The following is a 15,651-nucleotide window of genomic DNA, read 5'->3' on the forward strand; positions in this document are numbered from 1 at the left end:
CAAGTGCTGGCAGTAAATCGCCGCCATTCGCCTTGCAAGCAAGGCTCCAACGGATTGGCTGGGCAAGGTTGGTTAAAAAGTATTGAGTCCGGGCTCTTCTCGATATACTGTACAAAAAGACAGTATTCGACAGGAGCCATTATGCCTGCTCTGAACCGGGGTACCCTCAGCCAGATACCGGGGCGCTTTGCCGCCAGCCATAGCGATATGGATGATGCGCCGGTGAACCGGCCCACCCGCTATCACCATGAACAGGCGAAAAGCCTGATCATGACCAACCGCAGCCCGGACCTGCCATTCGAGCAGAGCATCAACCCTTACCGGGGTTGCGAGCATGGCTGCATCTACTGCTATGCGCGCCCCAATCATGCCTATGTGGATCTGTCGCCGGGGCAGGATTTCGAGAGCGAAATCTTCTGCAAGGACAATGCGGCGGAGGTGCTTCGCGACAGCCTGCGCAAGCCTTCTTACCGCTGCCGCCCCATTGTGTTGGGCACGGTGACAGATCCTTACCAGCCCATTGAAAGAGAGCGTCGTATCACCCGCGAATTGCTGCAGGTGCTGGTGGATTGCCAGCATCCCTTCAGCCTGATCACCAAGAGTACCCTGGTACTGCGCGATCTTGACCTGATTGCGCCCATGGCGCGCCAGGGCAGAGCGTCGGTGGCGGTGTCCGTGACCACACTGGATAACCGTCTCAAAGGCGAGCTGGAGCCCCGGGCCAGTGGTGGCCGTGAGCGTATCAAGGTGATTCGTGAGCTGAGCCGGGCCGGGGTGCCAGTGACTGCTCTGGTGGCGCCGGTCATTCCCTTCATCAACGACCATGAGCTGGAAGATATTGTCGAGCAGGTGGCCCAGGCCGGTGCTCAGCAGGCGGGTTATGTGGTGTTGCGATTGCCCCATGAAGTGGGGCCGCTGTGGGAGGAATGGTTGCACGAGCATTACCCGGAGCGGGCGGAGAAGGTGATGTCGGTGATGCGGGATCTCCATGGTGGTGCCGTCTATGACAGCCGCTGGCACCAGCGACAAAGCGGGCAGGGGGCCTGGGCGCATTTGCTGCGCCAGCGTTTTGCATCTGCTTGCAAAGCGGCCGGACTGCTGGCCCAGGAAGAGCAATCTCTGGATTGCAGTGGCTTTGTGCCGCCAGGCCCCCATGGTCAGCTCAACCTGTGGGGCGTGGCAGAAGGCATGGCCTGAAGCGATGGCGCTGTTGGAGCTTTGCTCGCAAAGTGAAGATTCCCGTGAAAGCCAAGGCTCTCCAGAGGTAGTGATAAGGCGCACTTCAGTTAAGTGACCATTGGTTATTTACAGGGGCGGGCCTTTCCTCTAAATTAGTGACCAATGGTTACTTAATGGAGAGAAAGCATGCAAGCGGTCGTTATCACTGGCGCCAGCGCCGGTATTGGTAAGGAATTTGCCCGGCAGTTGGCGGTGGAAGGGAAAAACCTGGTTTTGGTGGCCCGACGGCTGGATCGCCTTGAGGCCTTGGCTGGCGAGTTGCGTGAGCGACACGGTATTGAGGTCGCCTGTATCGCCTCGGATCTGGCACAGCCTGACGCCTCGGCCGAGCTGGTAACGGCACTGGAACAACAGCAGATCGGAGTGACTGGCCTGATCAACAATGCAGGTTTTGGTGACCGAGGTCAGTTTGCGGATCTGGATCTGCAGCGCCAGCTGGATATGGTGCAGGTGAATGTCACCGCTCTGGTGGATCTGACCTGGCGCCTGGTGCCGGCGCTCAAGCAGGCAAAGGAGGCGTTTGTGATCAATGTGGCGTCTTCAGCGGCCTTCCAGGCTGGCCCGAACATGACTATTTATTACGCCACCAAGGCGTTTGTCTTGTCGTTTTCTGAAGGCCTGCACGAAGAGCTGAAAGGTAACGGAATCGCGGTCAGCGCTCTGTGCCCCGGTGCGACCGATTCAGAATTTGCCAGCGAAGCCCACATGACCGATACCTTGTTGTTCAAGGCCGGCACCATGACGACCGAGGCGGTGGTGAAAAAATCCCTGGCAGGACGCCGACGCGCCATTGTGATTCCCGGCCTGAAAAATTTGTTGCTGGTGTGGATGGGCAAGTTCTCGCCCCGTATGATTACCCGCCGCATGGCAGGCATGCTGCAGGCGTAATCTGCGCTGGCGGATCTCTGGCGTAGGGTGCACTGAGCCTTAGGCGAACTGCACCACCAAACGGTGGGCTGCACCCTGCGCTCAGCGCCCCCTACAGGTCCCGACTGGATAATAATGTCGGCCGGATATCATGCTTGCATGATTAAAAGCTGGCACTGATTCCTGATTCAAACAGAGGTTCCCTATGGCCGAATGTGTTTTTCAGCGTGCCCGCTCACCGGAGCAGAAGGCCGAACGGCGCGCCCAGATTCTTGCGGCGGCGGCAACCTTCTTTGAGCAGGAGCGTTTTGAAGCCATCAGTCTTGCCTCCATTGCTCGCAGGGCCGGCGTCACCAAGGCAGCGTTGTATCGTTACTTCCCTTCCAAGGAAGCACTGTTTCTTGGCTTGTACCTGGATGAACTGGAGCGGGTAAGCCATGCGCCAGTGGATGACAGTTTGCCACTGTGGCAGGCCTTGTCGGAGATGCTGGTGGCGCGCACATTGTTTTGCCGGCTTACAGCGATCCTCCACTCGGTGCTGGAACAGAATCTGGATGAGGCGGCGGCCCTGGCGTTCAAACAGTCCCTGCTAGCGCATTTCGCGCAATTGGCTCAGCGTCTGCAGCAGGCCTATGGTCTGTCCAGCGATAAGGCGGCCACTTATCTGATGCAGGTACAGCAAACCTTGATTGGTTGCTGGGCTGTCAGTCATCCGGCACCGGTGGTTGAAAAGGTGCTGGATGCCCCCGGGCTGGATCTTTTTCGGGTGGATTTCCAAGCGGCGTTGCAGGCTCAGCTCAAGGCGCTGGAGATGGCGCTGTGATGGATTTGCTGTGGAACCGGGCCGAGCAGCCTGTGGCGCTGTTGGTGCTGGCCCACGGCGCCGGCGCGCCCATGGACAGTGACTTCATGAACGCCATGGCGGAGGCAGTGGCCGATCAGGGAATCTCCGTAGTCCGGTTCGAGTTTCCCTATATGGCGCGTCGTCGCCAGGAACAGCGCAAGTTCCCACCCAATCGCGCCCCGCAGTTGCTGGCGCACTTCCGGGACGTTCTGGCGGCATTACCGGACGACAACCTGCCGATCTGGATCGGTGGCAAGTCCATGGGCGGCCGCATGGCATCACTGCTGGCAGCGCAAGCCGACTGCCCACCTATCCATGGCGTGGTGGCGTTGGGTTATCCGTTTCACCCACCGGGAAAACCGGAGAAAACCCGCACTGAGCATCTGCCACATCTGGCTGTCCCCATGCTGATTTGCCAGGGTGAACGTGACCCCTTCGGCAAGCCGCAGGAGGTGACGAATTATGGTTTGCCGCAAGCCATCTCTTTACACTGGCTGCCCCATGGGGATCATGATTTTCGACCACTAAAGCGCAGTGGTCTTGAGCAGACCGATTTGATTGGCGACGCTGCTGTCAGGGCAGCATGGTTCATCAGGGAAATAAGAGAGGCACAATGACGTGCCGGTAGGGAAGGGAAAGGGAGTGACATGGAAGCCTGTAATTATCACCTGAAGAAGCCAGGGAGCTGGCATTGCTCCGGGTGCAGCAAACGGTTTTGTGGGCAGTGTGTGCCCGGTGGAGAAGAGAATTTTCGTCCTGGTCTGCCGCGCTGTGTGTTGTGCAGCCAACAACTGGACTGGCAGGGCGATGGTGAGCCTGGAACGCCATTCTGGCAGCGCTCCGGGGAAATCCTGCAATACCCGCTCAAGCCGCCGGCGTTATGGCTGATTCTGTCTCTGGGCATTGCCAGTGTGCTGCCTCTGGGGCTGCTTACGGGCCTGTTGTTATTGTTTCTGGCTCTCACCCTGTTTGTTTATTCGCTGGTAGTGATCGCGGAGGTCGCCGGCAATGACTGGGTGCCGCCATCCCCGATGGATGTGATGTCCGAGGGAGGCTTGCTGGTCAAGCAAATCGTCCTGTTGATTACCTTGTTTACGGTGCCCCTGTTGCTGGTGTCAACGTCCATGGTTCTGGCCATGGGGCTGCTGGCCCTGGCTGCGCTGGTGTTGCCGGCGGCGGTGATGATTCTTGCAGTGAGTCGATCTCTGCGCATGGCGTTGAACCCGTTGCGCTGGTTGCAGCTGGTGGTCACTGTCGGGCTGTCCTATCTGCTTTTGTGGTTTGCCGTTATGGCGGTGACGGCGGCTCCGTCGTTACTGCAAACCCAGAGTGATTTTCAATTGTTGGTATTTCTGGGCACGGCGTTCTCGGTTTATACGACGATTGTTGCCTCTGCCATGATGGGCGCCATGCTCAATGAAAAAGCTCGCGAACTGGGGCTGGCAGAAGATGAACCCCGGGGGCGTTCTCTGGCCGCTGATGATTTTGATGTGGCAGAAGCGCTGGGTTCTGCCCACATCTATGCTCAGGAAGGGCGTTTTGATGATGCGCTGGGCGTGGTGAATCGTGGCCTCAATACCGCCCCAATGCACCAGGAACTGAACTGGCGCCGGCTGCGTCTGTTGCGCTTGCTGGAAAAGGACAAACCCTGGCAGGCGCATCTTGCTCGTTTTCTTCGCCAGCAATTTGCCAGTGGCAACGATGGATCCGCTGTGCAGATCTGGCTGGAAGTCCAGCAGCAACAGCCTGGATTTCGCTTTGATGAAGAGGGAAGTTTGACGCTGTCGTTAGCGCAGGCACTGTACCAAAGAGGGCGATTGAAAGAAGCTCGGCATTTATTGGTAAACCTGCATCAACGGGCACCAGGATTCCCGTTGTTGGGTGAGGCCTACGTGCTGCTGGCGCGACTTTATATGGAGCTGGACGGGGATTTGATCCGATCCGGCAAGTTGTTGGCCTTTGTAGAAAAGCATTTTCCTGATCAATTTCAGAGTCAGGAATCCTGCGAAGCCAGGCAAGTGTTCCAGCGTCTTAAAGACGCTGGCTAAGCCTCTCAAGGCGGGGATGTTGCCACTGTTTCTTTTCCAGATCCTGCAAGATCTCGCGCACCCGTTTGCGACGCTGTTGGCGCCAGGCCAGCTCGCCCAGCAGTAGTTGATGGGCGGGGGGCAGGGTGCGGATATCTCCGCCGAGCCGTTCGTATTCCTGCCATAGCAATCCCAGCAGGGCGTCGCTGTCCTGCCGTTGGCTCAAGGTTTTTAGCGCTTCTTTCATGGCCGCATCCAGCTGTTTGCGGCGCAGGCCCATCTGCAGGAAGAAAAACCATAAGGGGCGGCTTTTCGGGTGGTTGGCAAGCCATTGACGGCAACGGGACTGGGCATCATCAAAGCGTAATTGTTCGGCCAGTTGCTGGCATATTGCAGGCACCTGTGTGTCGTCCCCGCCAGTGTCGGGCTGAGTGTCTTTCAGCCGGTTCGGTTGCCCGGTGAAAGGAAGCAGGAACGCCAGAGCCAGCCCGGTCAACAGGCCGCCGGCGTGAGCCATATAAGCGACATTGCTGTTCATTGTCGCCGCCTGTATCAGTTCCCAGCCCAGCCATACCGGAAACAGCACCAGTGCCGGTGCCCGGAAGCTGCCGAAGAAAAATCCCAGCGTGTAAAAAAACTCCAGCTTGCGCAGACGGAATGTGCCGGCAAACAATCCCATCAGGCCGGAAATGGCGCCGGATGCCCCCACCAGTGGAATGCCGCTGTCCGGAGCGGATGCGATAAACAACAGGCCTGCACCTATGCCACAAAGCAGATAAGCAGTCAGGAAACGCCGGGCACCCCAATGCCGTTCCATGGCAATGCCAAACATGATCAGGAACAGCATGTTGCCGAGAAGATGAAACCAGTCACCATGCATGAACTGGGAGCTGAGCAGGGTAGCCAGGCCGGGATCATTGGGAATCAGCCCCCAGCGAATAGTCGATTGCTGATGCAGCCAGGCTTCAAGGTCGTTGCGAAGCTGGCGCCACTGGTTGGCAGGGGGGTGTTGCTGCCAGTACTGGTGAACATGCAGGGCGAATGCCTGATCGTACCAGCCGTAGGCCATCATGAAATCCGCACCCTTGTTGCTCATGGCCACGGCATCGGCATAGGTCCTGCTGTCCTGCTGTGATAGCCAATGAAGAAGCAAATCCACTTCATAGTCCGCCAGCAGATCGGCCTGTTCTGGCGTCAGCGGGTCATCTCTTTGCAGATCCTGGTGAGTGGTCCAGGCATAGACGACAATATTGATCAGGATCAGCAGAATGCAGATCCAGGGCGTAGTGCGGCGCGCTTCCTTGTCACCGACAGGTACGATAAGCATGTGGTTCCCCCTTTTCGGCGACAGTGTAGCGTCATCCTTGCCAGTGGGGGAGGGCTGTCAGAGCTCCGCGGGTCCAGAACCACAGAAGCCGCGCCCAAACGGGTGGACGCGGCTTCATAGCGTGACGCGAGCATGGGACTTCGCGAACTGTTAACTATTCACTGTTAACTGCTTTTACCAGGCTTCTCACTGATCCACAGATTGATCGTGCCTTCCACTACCACGGTGCCATCATCGCGCATGGCTTTGACGGTGACCGGCAGGTTGCCGGGTTTCCAGTCTTCCGGATTGGCTTCGGCGGTGGCAGTAATATCGCTGGTGGCCTTGGCGGTGTAGTTTACATCCATGCCTTTGGGAATCCAGCGCAGGTGCTTGGGCACAGAGGATTCCGCCATGGCGCCCATGGCACATTCCAGTGCGTTGCAGATGGCGATTACATGCACTGTCTGGATGTGGTTTTCCACGCCTTTACGTTTCTTGAACTTTACCTCACAAAAATTGGGGCGAAGTTCGCTGATGATCGGGGTAATAGTGGCGAAGTAGGGGGCTTTGCGGCTGAACACCATGGAAAACAGCTTGCGGCCAGCGGGCAGCTTCAGGGCTTTTTCGTACATGTTCAGAAGGTAGTTGTCGCTCATGGCAGGACTCCTGTGCAAGATGCGCCCATTTTCCATAGCCGCCATGGCGACGCAATGGGTTTGGGGCGCCAGTGGGGCGCGCAACTGCTACCATGGCGTCAAAATCGGAGCGTCTTGATAGGGAGACAGATGTGAAGGTGTTACAGGCCTGGAAAAGCAGTAGCTGGAAAGTGAAAACCCTGATTATTCTGGCCAGCCTTTATCTGCTTTACGCCTTGCTCGGCTTTTTCCTGGCGCCGGGACTGGTCCGGGATAATGCCAGCCAGGCACTGGCGGATCTGACCGGTCGGCAAGTCACCATTGATGAGGTGAAGATCAATCCTCTGGTGCTGAGCGCCACGGTGAATGGTTTCTCTATCAAGGATGACCAGACCGAGGTGCTGCTCGGATTCAATCAGCTGTATGTGAATTTCCAGTTGTCTTCCCTGTTCCGCTGGAGCTGGCATTTTGATGAAGTCATGCTCGATGCCTTGACGGTGCGTGCCCAGCGCAATCCCGGTAATACCTTCAGCTTTGATGATGTGCTGACACATATCCAGGAACAGCTTGCCCAGACGCCGGAAGAGGAAGCCCCGGAGCCGGAGCAAGAAGAGCCTGGCTTGCCGGCCATTTCCATTGCCAACCTCAGCCTTACCGGGGGGGATCTGCGTTTTACCGAGGCCACCGGTGACGAGCCGGAGAACCTGGTGCTGCCGCTGGCCTTCACGGTGAGCAATTTTTCTACCAAGGGCAAAGGCGAAAACAGCAATGACTACGCGATCCGCCTGGAAGGGCCGGACGGTGGCGTGCTGGATTGGCAGGGCCATTTTGAGTTCGCCCCCTTCATTGCCCTCGGCCATTTGGATGTGGAAAAGGTAGACCTTGTTTCGCTGGCGAAGCTGCTCAAGAACGAAGTCCGCTTTACCGTGCCGTCCGGCGAACTGGATGTGGAAACCGCCTATCATTTTGTTGCGCAGCCGCAACCGAAGGTAGTACTCAGCAATGGTCAGGTGATATTACGACAGCTTCAGCTGCTCAAGCCCGGTGAAGATGTCCCCAGCGTGTCATTGCCGACAGTACGTGTTGAAGGTGTGGCGCTGGATTCCCTGGCTCAGGAAGTGAAAATCCCCAAGGTGACCGTCACTGAGCCCGCTCTGGGCGCGGTGCTGGATGAACAGGGCATCGACCTGGCAACGCTATTTCTGCCGGCGGATCGGCAAGCCGCTGAAGAGCGGGTGGAAGAGGTAAAGGAAAAAGCCGAGCAGGCGGCCCAGAAAGTGCAGGAAGGCAAGGCTGACTGGATCGTGCGCCTGGATACCCTGCAAGTGGACGGCAGTGGGCTGCGCTTTACCGACCGCACCCTGCAACCCGCGCAGACCCTGACCCTTTCGGATGGTCAACTGACCCTGAAAAACCTGATCATCGGTGAGCCTGCTACCTTCACCTGGCAAGGCAGCAGTAAGATCCAGCAGAGCGGCACCCTGACACATTCCGGGGAAGGCAATCTGACACCCTTCAGCCTTGATGCACAGGCAGCCTTACAAGGATTGCCGTTGGTTCCCTTCTCGCCCTGGCTGGAGCGCGAGGTGCCACTGGTTCTGGCCGACGGGGTTTTGTCTGTGGATAGCAGCGCCAGTGTGAAAGGTGAGAACTCGGCGGTAACCGTCAGCGCCAATGCGTCCCTGGAAAATTTCAGTTTGCTGGAGAACGGCGAGTCCCTGCTCAAGATCAACCAGGGCAGTGTGACCGATCTGTCCTTGGCCACTGCCGGGCAGACGGTACGCATTGGTGAAATCGGCCTTACCGGTATGGATATGGCCAATCGGGTGGATGCCCAAGGCCGGGATGTGGCCACGCGGATTCAGGCGGGGATGGCTTCCGGTGATGCCAGCGGTAGCGGCAGTGATACGAGCCAGGGTGAGCAGGGTGAATCCTGGCAGGTGACGGTGGATCGAGTCCGTCTTATCGGCAGCCAGATCCGCCACGAGGACCTGTCGCTCAGTCCTAATTTCCGCATTGGCCTTTATGAGCTTTCCGGAAACCTGCGCAATCTGGATACCCGCCCGGGTAGAAAGGCCACCATGGACCTGAATGCCCAGGTGGATCGCTATGCGCCGTTCAGCATCAAGGGCGCGCTCACGGCAGAGCCTCTGTTTACTGACTTGAACGTTTCCCTGAAGAATTACGAAATGACTGGCCTGACCCCCTATACGGGGCAATACCTGGGTTACAAGGTGGAAAAGGGCCAGCTCGGTGTGAACTCGGGCGTGTCCATCGACAACAACCGGCTCAGCAGCAGCACGGATATTCTTGCCGATGAATTCTACCTGGGTGAGAAGGTGCCCAGTGATACGGCGGTGAATGCGCCGGTGAAACTTGGGCTGTCGGTGCTGCGTAACCGTTCGGGGCAGATTACCCTGCCGGTCAGCATGGACGGTGATCTGAATGATCCGAGCTTCAGCGTTGGTGGCATGGTTCTCAAGGTGTTGAGCAACGTTGTGGTCAAGGCGGCGACGGCGCCGTTTTCTGTGTTGTCGGCGCTGGCGGGCGGTAAGAACCTGGAGAGTATCGCTTTTGAGCCAGGGCTGGCAGCAACCGGTCAGGACACCGCTTCTTCCCTGGACGCGCTTGCCAAGGTACTCAATGAACGCCCGGAACTGCGTGTGGGCCTGATCGGCACTACCAACGCTGAGGATCGCACCGCCCTGGCCGCGCAGGCCATCGGCCGTGAGGTGGCAGATGAGGACTGGCTGGGTATTGATGATGCCTTGCAGGAAAAGAAGTGGCGCCGAAAATTGATTCGCCGCTATGAATCCAGCACTGATCGGGACGTGGAAAGCCTGGTCAGCAGCGCGCTTCCCGAGGATGACGAGCAACGCGAAACGCTACTGGCGAAGGCTGCGTGGGAGAGCATGCTGGCAACCGACGCCAAGGCCCTGGACCGGGCACAGCTCACAGAGCTGGCACGTCTACGCGGCGAGAATGCCAAGGCGCTGCTGGTGCAGACATTGGGTATTGAGCAGAACCGCATATTCCTGAACGAAACCAACGTCGATGGCAAAGTGGCTGGCCTGACTCTGACCCTGGAAAAATAAGTGTGGCGCTAATCTGGAAAACCGAGCTGCAGGGAGTGCATTACGAAGTGCGCCGTGCGGGTAGAACCCTGCGGCTTTATGCCAATGGCGTGCAACACTCCGAGTTTCACCCCAAGCGACTGCTCACCGGCAGCGTCTGGGATCTGCTCTGGTTGCCGGCCCTGCTGCACGAGCCCTCCCGGTTTCGACGGGTTTTGGTGCTGGGCCTGGGGGGCGGGTCCTTGATCCCGCCCATTCGCCAGTTACTGAACCCTGAGACGCTGGTTGCTGTGGAGCTGGACGCTGCCCATCTGCAGGTGGCCCGTGATGTGTTCGGCATGGACGCTTTCGGCGTAGAGACCTATGAAGGCGATGCCCAGGCATGGCTGCGGGCGTATCAGGGGGAACCGTTCGATCTGATCATCGAAGACCTGTTCGCTCCCAGCAATCAGCAGGTCAGCCGGGCGGTGCCGGCAGACAAGCCGTGGCTGCAATGCCTGGCGGATAATCTGTCGGCCAGCGGTACCCTGGTGATGAACTTTGGTGACTGGAAGGAATACCGGGAAAGTCCCGCTGCCACGGAGGAGGCCATGGCCGGTTATGCCAGCCGTTTCCGGTTGTCATGCAGCGATTGCCACAATGCGATTATCGCTTTTACCCGGGAACCGGCTCGCAGTATTCATCTGCGCAGAAGGGTAGAAGCCACCACCTCCCTCAGCACTCGCGATGCCCGCGCCCGGCTGGATTATCACATCCGGCAGCTGGATTGAGAGAAGCCAGCTACTAGCTACGAGCTGCTAGCTGCTAGTCAAACCCAACGGGTTCTATTACTAGAAGCTAGTAGCTCGCAGCTCGTATCCTTTCAATCCAGCATCGACACCGAATACAGGTCCTGGCTTTCCTTTTCGGTGAGCAGTTGTGAGGTGCGTGCCTGATTGTCGTGCAACCCCACAAACAGAGCCCGATAGGTGAGTACAGCCTGAACATAATCCCGGGTTTCCCGGAAGGGAATGGATTCAATCCAGATATCGGCGGGCACGGCCTCGTCCTCTTCCCCCAGCCAGTTGTTCACCCGGTGCGGGCCAGCGTTGTAGGCGGCCAGCGCCAATACCCGGTTACCCTTGAACTCATCCAGCAGCTCCGCCAGATAGCGGCTGCCGAGCTGGATATTCAAGTCAGCGTTTTGCAGGGTGTTGGTGGTGGGGCGGCCCAGGTTGGCATCCTTGGCAACCTTGCGGGCGGTGCCCGGCATCAGTTGCATCAGGCCCATGGCGCCGACCGGTGAACGGGCCTGGGGATTGAAGGCACTTTCTCGCCGAGCGACGGCCATGGCCAGCCATGGGTCCAGATCATGCCTTTTGGCTTGCTGTTCAAATTCGCTTTGATAGGCCGGCGGGAAACGCCAGGCGAGCACATCCCAGGCCTTGGCCTGGATGGATGCCTGTACTGCCAGGTCGTACCAGTGCTGCTCGAGCGCGTGCTGGGCAAGCTGGCGGACGTTGGCATCATCGTTGTGCCACATCAGCCACAGCCATTCCTGACGAGCCGCGTAATCCTCGTTCAGCTCGCGCAGCAGGCGTACACGGGCGATGGCCGGCGGCGGCGTGAAATCCGCTGACGGTTTCACCTGGGCGTTGGAGAAATGGTAGGGCTCGCCCAGGCGGTCGGCGGCCATAAAGGCAAAAAAGTTTCTGTGTCTGGAGGCTTGCCGGTAGAGGGCACGGGCCTGGTCAGGCTGGTTCAGTTCTTCCAATGCCCGGGCGCGCCAGTAGAGCCAGCGCGAATCCTGCTGCTCGCTATCAGGTAAACGGGTGATCCACAGTTCCGCGCTCTCCCAGTCCTGTTCGATAATGGTGCGGCGGGCACGTTGGTCCAGCAGCTCTGCATCTGGATTGAGCGCCAGCCAGCTGTCCAGCCATTGGCGGTTTTCTTCGATGCCACGAATGGTGGAATACCAGGCGATGCGCCGGCCGGCATCTTGCCGCATGGCGTCATCGCGGAGGCCTTGACGACGACTGTGATCATCGAACCATTGCCGTGCCTCAACGGTGTCCTTGTAGGCCCAGCGATGTATAGCGGCGGCTAGCAGTTGCTGGCGTTGTTCCGGCTTGATGGTGGTGGGCAGGTTGTCCACCTTGTCGGGATGACGATAAAGGGTTTCCAGCCAGTCGCTGGCGGTGTCGTAATCCGTATCCGTGAGTTTCCTGCCCAGGTAGCGAACCAGGCCATGGCTGTTGGCCTTGAAGGCCAGCAGCTGTCTTTCCCAGATTGCGGCATCATCAATGACGCCGCGGGCCTGGGCCTGATCAAACAGCGGATCACACTGATTGGGCCGTGACTGGCCGCTGGCCCAGATGTCGGCAGCGGCTTGCAGGGCACTGTCGTCACCGTTGGCCAACTTGGCCTGATAGTAATAACACTGGCGCGCGGTGGCAGAGGGCTCGTTGCTGTTGACGGCCAGCAGGGCGTCCCATTTTTCCGCTTTGCCATAAGCCACGTTGGCCAACTGGCGAATGTCGTTTGGCAGCGGAGAATCGGGATAGCGCCGGGCGTAGTCGTTTATCTTTTCCGGGGCCAGCTCTGGCAGGGCCGCCCGCAGCCGATGAAAATCCAGATAGGCTTGCAGGGGGTGATCATCGCCCAGCTGTTTTTCCAGTCGGGTCAGGGTATTCCAGTCATCATTGCGTGCTGCGTCCAGTGCCTGGCGGAAGACGCCGCTATCCGTAGCGGCGACTACCAACGAAGAAAACAGACAACAGCTAAACAGTACTACAGCGCGAATGCAGGGTGCAGCGCTAACCATTTGAGCCTCCACATCGTCGGGTCAACATCACAAGTCTACCGGGGCGGTAGACGCTTTGGCGTGGTGAATGTGTAAAACTTTCAGGCTGGTACAAAAGGCTGAGAGTGCGTTATGCCTGACATGAAAACGCCTGCTGCTCTATACTGCGGCGCACTTTACTCCGCCGGTTCGGGCTTGCTGCTATGGAAAATACGACACAATTGTTACTGCGCCAGGCTGGCGCTTTGTCGGGCCGTCAGGTGCTGGTGGTCGATGCCAATGATCCGGCGTTGAAAAGCCTGGATGTGGATGCTCAGCTGCAGTTGCATGCGGATGACTTTACCGTGGGCGCCCAGCAATGGGCGCCGGCACCGACGGTGCCACCTGAGGTGGATCTGCTGGTGTTGCCTCTGCCCAAATCCATCGACCGCTTGCGGTTCCTGCTCAATTGGCTGGCTGGCGAAATCAGTCAGCCGGTGGAGTTGTGGCTGATCGGGCCGGCGAAGGGCGGTATCCGCGGGGCACTGAAACATCTGCAGGCACATGTGGACGATGCGGTGCTGGTGGATAGTGCCCGCCATTGCAAGCTGTATAGCGGGCAGCTGCAGCCGGGAGAAACGCAGACCCTGGCTGCCTGGGGTGAGGTAATCACGGTGGGCGACCTGGAGGTAGTCAGCTACCCGGGGGTGTTCAGCCATGGCCGGCTGGATGAGGGCACCCGGTTGTTGCTGGATCTGATGGCAGAACATCGCTTGCCCAGACGGGGAAGCATGATCGACATGGGCTGTGGTGCCGGTGTGATCAGCGCCAGCCTGGCCAGCCAGGGGTGGAAGGTGCAGGCGGTGGACGTGAGTGCCTCTGCGGTAGCAGCGACAACTGCCAGTCTGGCCCGCAACGGGTTGCAGGGCCGGGTGACTGGCGGCGATCTGTTCTCCCCGCTGGCCGGCCGGGTGGACATGATCGTGACCAACCCGCCGTTCCATGACCGGCGCCAGCGTACTACCGATATCACCCGACGATTGATCGCCGAGGCGCCAGCCTATCTGAACAAGGAAGGGGTAATGTGGTTGGTGGCGAACCGCGAGCTGCCTTATGTCCAGTGGCTGGACGATGCTTTTTCCCATGTGCAGGTGGCAGGGGAGACCACACGTTTTCGGGTATACCGGGCGGTGGTCTAAATCAGGAAAAGGGCATTACTGCCCTGATTTTTCCTGCCAACGATTTTTTGTAGCAGCCATGCAATGCATGCATGGCGAATCCCCCACACTGCTTCGTCCTTACAGGCGTTTTTCCTGCACCATCCAGCGAATACAGTTTGCGATCATGGTGGCCAGTGGCACCTGATCGTTAAATCCCAGTTGCTGGACGGCTTTACTGCCGTCGGCATGCACCCGGCTGGTGACCAAGGCCACTTTTTCCGGTGTCAGCCGAGGCTCATTACCGGTAAACAGGCTGCCGATGGGGTATAGCTGTCCGGCCAGTTTCAATACCGCCGGCGGTACGGTTCGCGACGGGGCTTTTTTACCGAGTTGCCCGGCAATGGTCTGCACCAGCTCCAGAAAGCTGGCTTCCACCCCGGCCAGGATATAGCGCTCGCCGCATTGGCCGTGTTCCAGGGCTGACAGGTGGGCCTTGGCCACCTCTTCAACGGCACAGAAGTTACCCCCGCCCGGCGGCACCCCCGGCAGCTTGCCGTCCTGGATCAACTTGATCATCTGCGACCAGTTATGGGTGTCACCAGCGCCGATAATGCCGCAGGGATTCAGGATCACCGCGTCCAGCCCCTGGCGGATACCATTCTCTATTTCCTGTTCGGCGAGGTTCTTGCTGCGGTTGTAGCCGATCCAGTCGTTGGCCGCATTGGAGGGCGTCTGTTCGTTGATGGGGGTGTCCTGAATGCCCCAGGCGGAGATTGAGGAGGTATGGACAAATCGGGCCGCCACGTTTTTCAGTGCCGCGCTGACCATGGCTCGGGTGCCCAGTACGTTATCCCGGTACTGTTGCGCGTTGCCACGCCGCCACAGGCTGGTATTGCCGGCCACGTGAAAGACGGCATCCGGCGCTGCCGGCATCACCAGGGCCAATTCGGTGGCATTATCCAGCGGAGCCTGTACTACCTGAATGCCTTTGGCCTGAAGCGCCGCGGCATCACCCCGTGGCCGTATGACCGCAGTGACGTCCCAGCCTTTTTCCAGTAGCTGGTCGACAATGTGTCCACCGAGAAACCCCCGGGCCCCACTCACAAACGCCATTGGCATGGCCATGCTCCTCTTTGTCATTCTGATCTTTAGGCAGTCTCTGAGCACGCAAACGGTTACTTAGAGACTCTTTCCGCAGTGTAACCTCAAACCTGTCATGATGGCGTGCCCACATCAGCGCTGGCAAAGGCGCATCCTTTTGACTATATTGCCGGTTGTTCAAGCGGGTGTAGTTCAATGGTAGAACGGCAGCTTCCCAAGCTGCATACGAGAGTTCGATTCTCTTCACCCGCTCCATATCAAAAAAAGCCACCCATCGGGTGGCTTTTTGTTTTTCCGGCTCCGGCGTTTTCAGATCGGGTAGGCAAGAAACTGTCCGCCGAGCCGGAACAGCACCTGCACCTGCATGCCGTCCTCCATGTCTGTGGCGGCGTCCCGCGCCAGCATGATGTAAGGGTAGCGGTGAGCCCAGGCGCAAGGCTTCACATAATGGGGAAAGGACGGGTCAGGTGCGTCGGCGACAAAGCTGTCACTTTCTCGGTGATAGAGCACATATCCCTGAAACGCGGCGCTGGCCGGCAGCCCCATTTCTTCCAGAAAGTCGGACATCCAGCCCGGGTTACCTTCAAGCATCATGACTACACCCTGATGGCGGCATTGTTAATGCCAACCCTAA

13 protein-coding genes and 1 tRNA gene are annotated in these 15,651 nt (G+C 58.6%); 9 read left to right on the plus strand and 5 right to left on the minus strand.

Annotated elements, in window-relative coordinates:
• Positions 1 to 141 precede the first annotated feature (141 nt).
• From Q0Y02_RS13060 to Q0Y02_RS13080, 5 genes are all read left to right on the plus strand, one after another.
• Complete coding sequence (locus Q0Y02_RS13060; protein ID WP_297769192.1) at positions 142 to 1,197, plus strand: PA0069 family radical SAM protein; 1,056 nt, start codon at positions 142 to 144, stop codon at positions 1,195 to 1,197.
• 168 nt (positions 1,198 to 1,365) lie between these two features.
• On the plus strand, positions 1,366 to 2,127 hold the full coding sequence (locus tag Q0Y02_RS13065; protein WP_297769195.1) for an SDR family oxidoreductase: 762 nt from the start codon (positions 1,366 to 1,368) through the stop codon (positions 2,125 to 2,127).
• A 184-nt stretch (positions 2,128 to 2,311) separates the two neighbouring features.
• Positions 2,312 to 2,929, plus strand: coding sequence for a TetR family transcriptional regulator (locus Q0Y02_RS13070; RefSeq protein WP_297769198.1), 618 nt, complete (start codon positions 2,312 to 2,314; stop codon positions 2,927 to 2,929).
• Entirely contained in the window at positions 2,929 to 3,567 is a 639-nt protein-coding gene (locus Q0Y02_RS13075; RefSeq protein WP_297769450.1) for an alpha/beta fold hydrolase, read from the plus strand. Before Q0Y02_RS13070 ends, Q0Y02_RS13075 begins: the two co-directional genes overlap by 1 nt.
• A gap of 30 nt (positions 3,568 to 3,597) precedes the next feature.
• Positions 3,598 to 4,998, plus strand: a complete 1,401-nt coding sequence (locus Q0Y02_RS13080) for a hypothetical protein (RefSeq protein ID WP_297769201.1) — start codon at positions 3,598 to 3,600, stop codon at positions 4,996 to 4,998.
• Here Q0Y02_RS13080 and Q0Y02_RS13085 read toward each other — a convergent pair.
• Together Q0Y02_RS13085 and Q0Y02_RS13090 are read right to left on the minus strand one after the other, a co-directional pair.
• A complete protein-coding gene (locus Q0Y02_RS13085; protein ID WP_297769204.1) occupies positions 4,982 to 6,304 on the minus strand; it encodes a rhomboid family intramembrane serine protease in 1,323 nt (440 codons plus the stop codon). The genes Q0Y02_RS13080 and Q0Y02_RS13085 overlap by 17 nt on opposite strands.
• A gap of 164 nt (positions 6,305 to 6,468) precedes the next feature.
• The gene (locus Q0Y02_RS13090) at positions 6,469 to 6,942 is read right to left on the minus strand and encodes a hotdog fold domain-containing protein (RefSeq protein ID WP_297769208.1); all 474 of its coding nucleotides are present in this window, start codon (positions 6,940 to 6,942) and stop codon (positions 6,469 to 6,471) included.
• Between the two features lie 131 nt (positions 6,943 to 7,073).
• On the opposite strand from Q0Y02_RS13090, the gene Q0Y02_RS13095 reads away from it, so the two are divergent.
• Positions 7,074 to 10,016: a DUF748 domain-containing protein gene (locus Q0Y02_RS13095; protein ID WP_297769211.1), complete on the plus strand. Its 2,943-nt coding sequence runs from the start codon at positions 7,074 to 7,076 to the stop codon at positions 10,014 to 10,016.
• 2 nt (positions 10,017 to 10,018) lie between these two features.
• Positions 10,019 to 10,765, plus strand: coding sequence for a class I SAM-dependent methyltransferase (locus tag Q0Y02_RS13100; protein WP_297769214.1), 747 nt, complete (start codon positions 10,019 to 10,021; stop codon positions 10,763 to 10,765).
• 92 nt (positions 10,766 to 10,857) lie between these two features.
• Here Q0Y02_RS13100 and Q0Y02_RS13105 read toward each other — a convergent pair whose 3' ends face one another.
• The gene (locus tag Q0Y02_RS13105) at positions 10,858 to 12,798 is read right to left on the minus strand and encodes a transglycosylase SLT domain-containing protein (RefSeq protein WP_297769217.1); all 1,941 of its coding nucleotides are present in this window, start codon (positions 12,796 to 12,798) and stop codon (positions 10,858 to 10,860) included.
• 182 nt (positions 12,799 to 12,980) lie between these two features.
• Here Q0Y02_RS13105 and Q0Y02_RS13110 point away from each other — a divergent pair, with 182 nt between their 5' ends.
• A complete protein-coding gene (locus tag Q0Y02_RS13110) occupies positions 12,981 to 13,955 on the plus strand; it encodes a methyltransferase (protein ID WP_297769220.1) in 975 nt (324 codons plus the stop codon).
• 99 nt (positions 13,956 to 14,054) lie between these two features.
• Here Q0Y02_RS13110 and Q0Y02_RS13115 read toward each other — a convergent pair whose 3' ends face one another.
• Positions 14,055 to 15,035: an SDR family oxidoreductase gene (locus Q0Y02_RS13115; RefSeq protein ID WP_297769224.1), complete on the minus strand. Its 981-nt coding sequence runs from the start codon at positions 15,033 to 15,035 to the stop codon at positions 14,055 to 14,057.
• A 163-nt stretch (positions 15,036 to 15,198) separates the two neighbouring features.
• Between Q0Y02_RS13115 and Q0Y02_RS13120 the strand changes: the two genes are divergently transcribed.
• Positions 15,199 to 15,272, plus strand: a tRNA-Gly gene (locus Q0Y02_RS13120).
• Positions 15,273 to 15,326: 54 nt separating this feature from the next.
• On the opposite strand, the gene Q0Y02_RS13125 is transcribed toward Q0Y02_RS13120, so the two are convergent.
• A complete protein-coding gene (locus tag Q0Y02_RS13125) occupies positions 15,327 to 15,611 on the minus strand; it encodes a hypothetical protein (protein WP_297769228.1) in 285 nt (94 codons plus the stop codon).
• Between the last annotated feature and the right edge of the window lie 40 nt (positions 15,612 to 15,651).

This window comes from uncultured Alcanivorax sp. (genome assembly GCF_947258575.1).
In the GTDB taxonomy this organism is placed as follows: domain Bacteria; phylum Pseudomonadota; class Gammaproteobacteria; order Pseudomonadales; family Alcanivoracaceae; genus Alcanivorax.

What these genes read in the sequence shown, in the direction of transcription:
- Q0Y02_RS13065 (WP_297769195.1), top strand. Translation starts at nt 1,366, where the DNA reads ATGCAAGCGGTCGTTATCACTGGCGCCAGCGCCGGTATTGGTAAGGAA.
- Q0Y02_RS13075 (WP_297769450.1), top strand. Translation starts at nt 2,929, where the DNA reads ATGGATTTGCTGTGGAACCGGGCCGAGCAGCCTGTGGCGCTGTTGGTG.
- Q0Y02_RS13125 (WP_297769228.1), bottom strand. Translation starts at nt 15,611, where the DNA reads ATGATGCTTGAAGGTAACCCGGGCTGGATGTCCGACTTTCTGGAAGAA.
- Q0Y02_RS13085 (WP_297769204.1), bottom strand. Translation starts at nt 6,304, where the DNA reads ATGCTTATCGTACCTGTCGGTGACAAGGAAGCGCGCCGCACTACGCCC.
- Q0Y02_RS13105 (WP_297769217.1), bottom strand. Translation starts at nt 12,798, where the DNA reads ATGGTTAGCGCTGCACCCTGCATTCGCGCTGTAGTACTGTTTAGCTGT.
- Q0Y02_RS13110 (WP_297769220.1), top strand. Translation starts at nt 12,981, where the DNA reads ATGGAAAATACGACACAATTGTTACTGCGCCAGGCTGGCGCTTTGTCG.
- Q0Y02_RS13080 (WP_297769201.1), top strand. Translation starts at nt 3,598, where the DNA reads ATGGAAGCCTGTAATTATCACCTGAAGAAGCCAGGGAGCTGGCATTGC.
- Q0Y02_RS13060 (WP_297769192.1), top strand. Translation starts at nt 142, where the DNA reads ATGCCTGCTCTGAACCGGGGTACCCTCAGCCAGATACCGGGGCGCTTT.
- Q0Y02_RS13115 (WP_297769224.1), bottom strand. Translation starts at nt 15,035, where the DNA reads ATGCCAATGGCGTTTGTGAGTGGGGCCCGGGGGTTTCTCGGTGGACAC.
- Q0Y02_RS13070 (WP_297769198.1), top strand. Translation starts at nt 2,312, where the DNA reads ATGGCCGAATGTGTTTTTCAGCGTGCCCGCTCACCGGAGCAGAAGGCC.
- Q0Y02_RS13090 (WP_297769208.1), bottom strand. Translation starts at nt 6,942, where the DNA reads ATGAGCGACAACTACCTTCTGAACATGTACGAAAAAGCCCTGAAGCTG.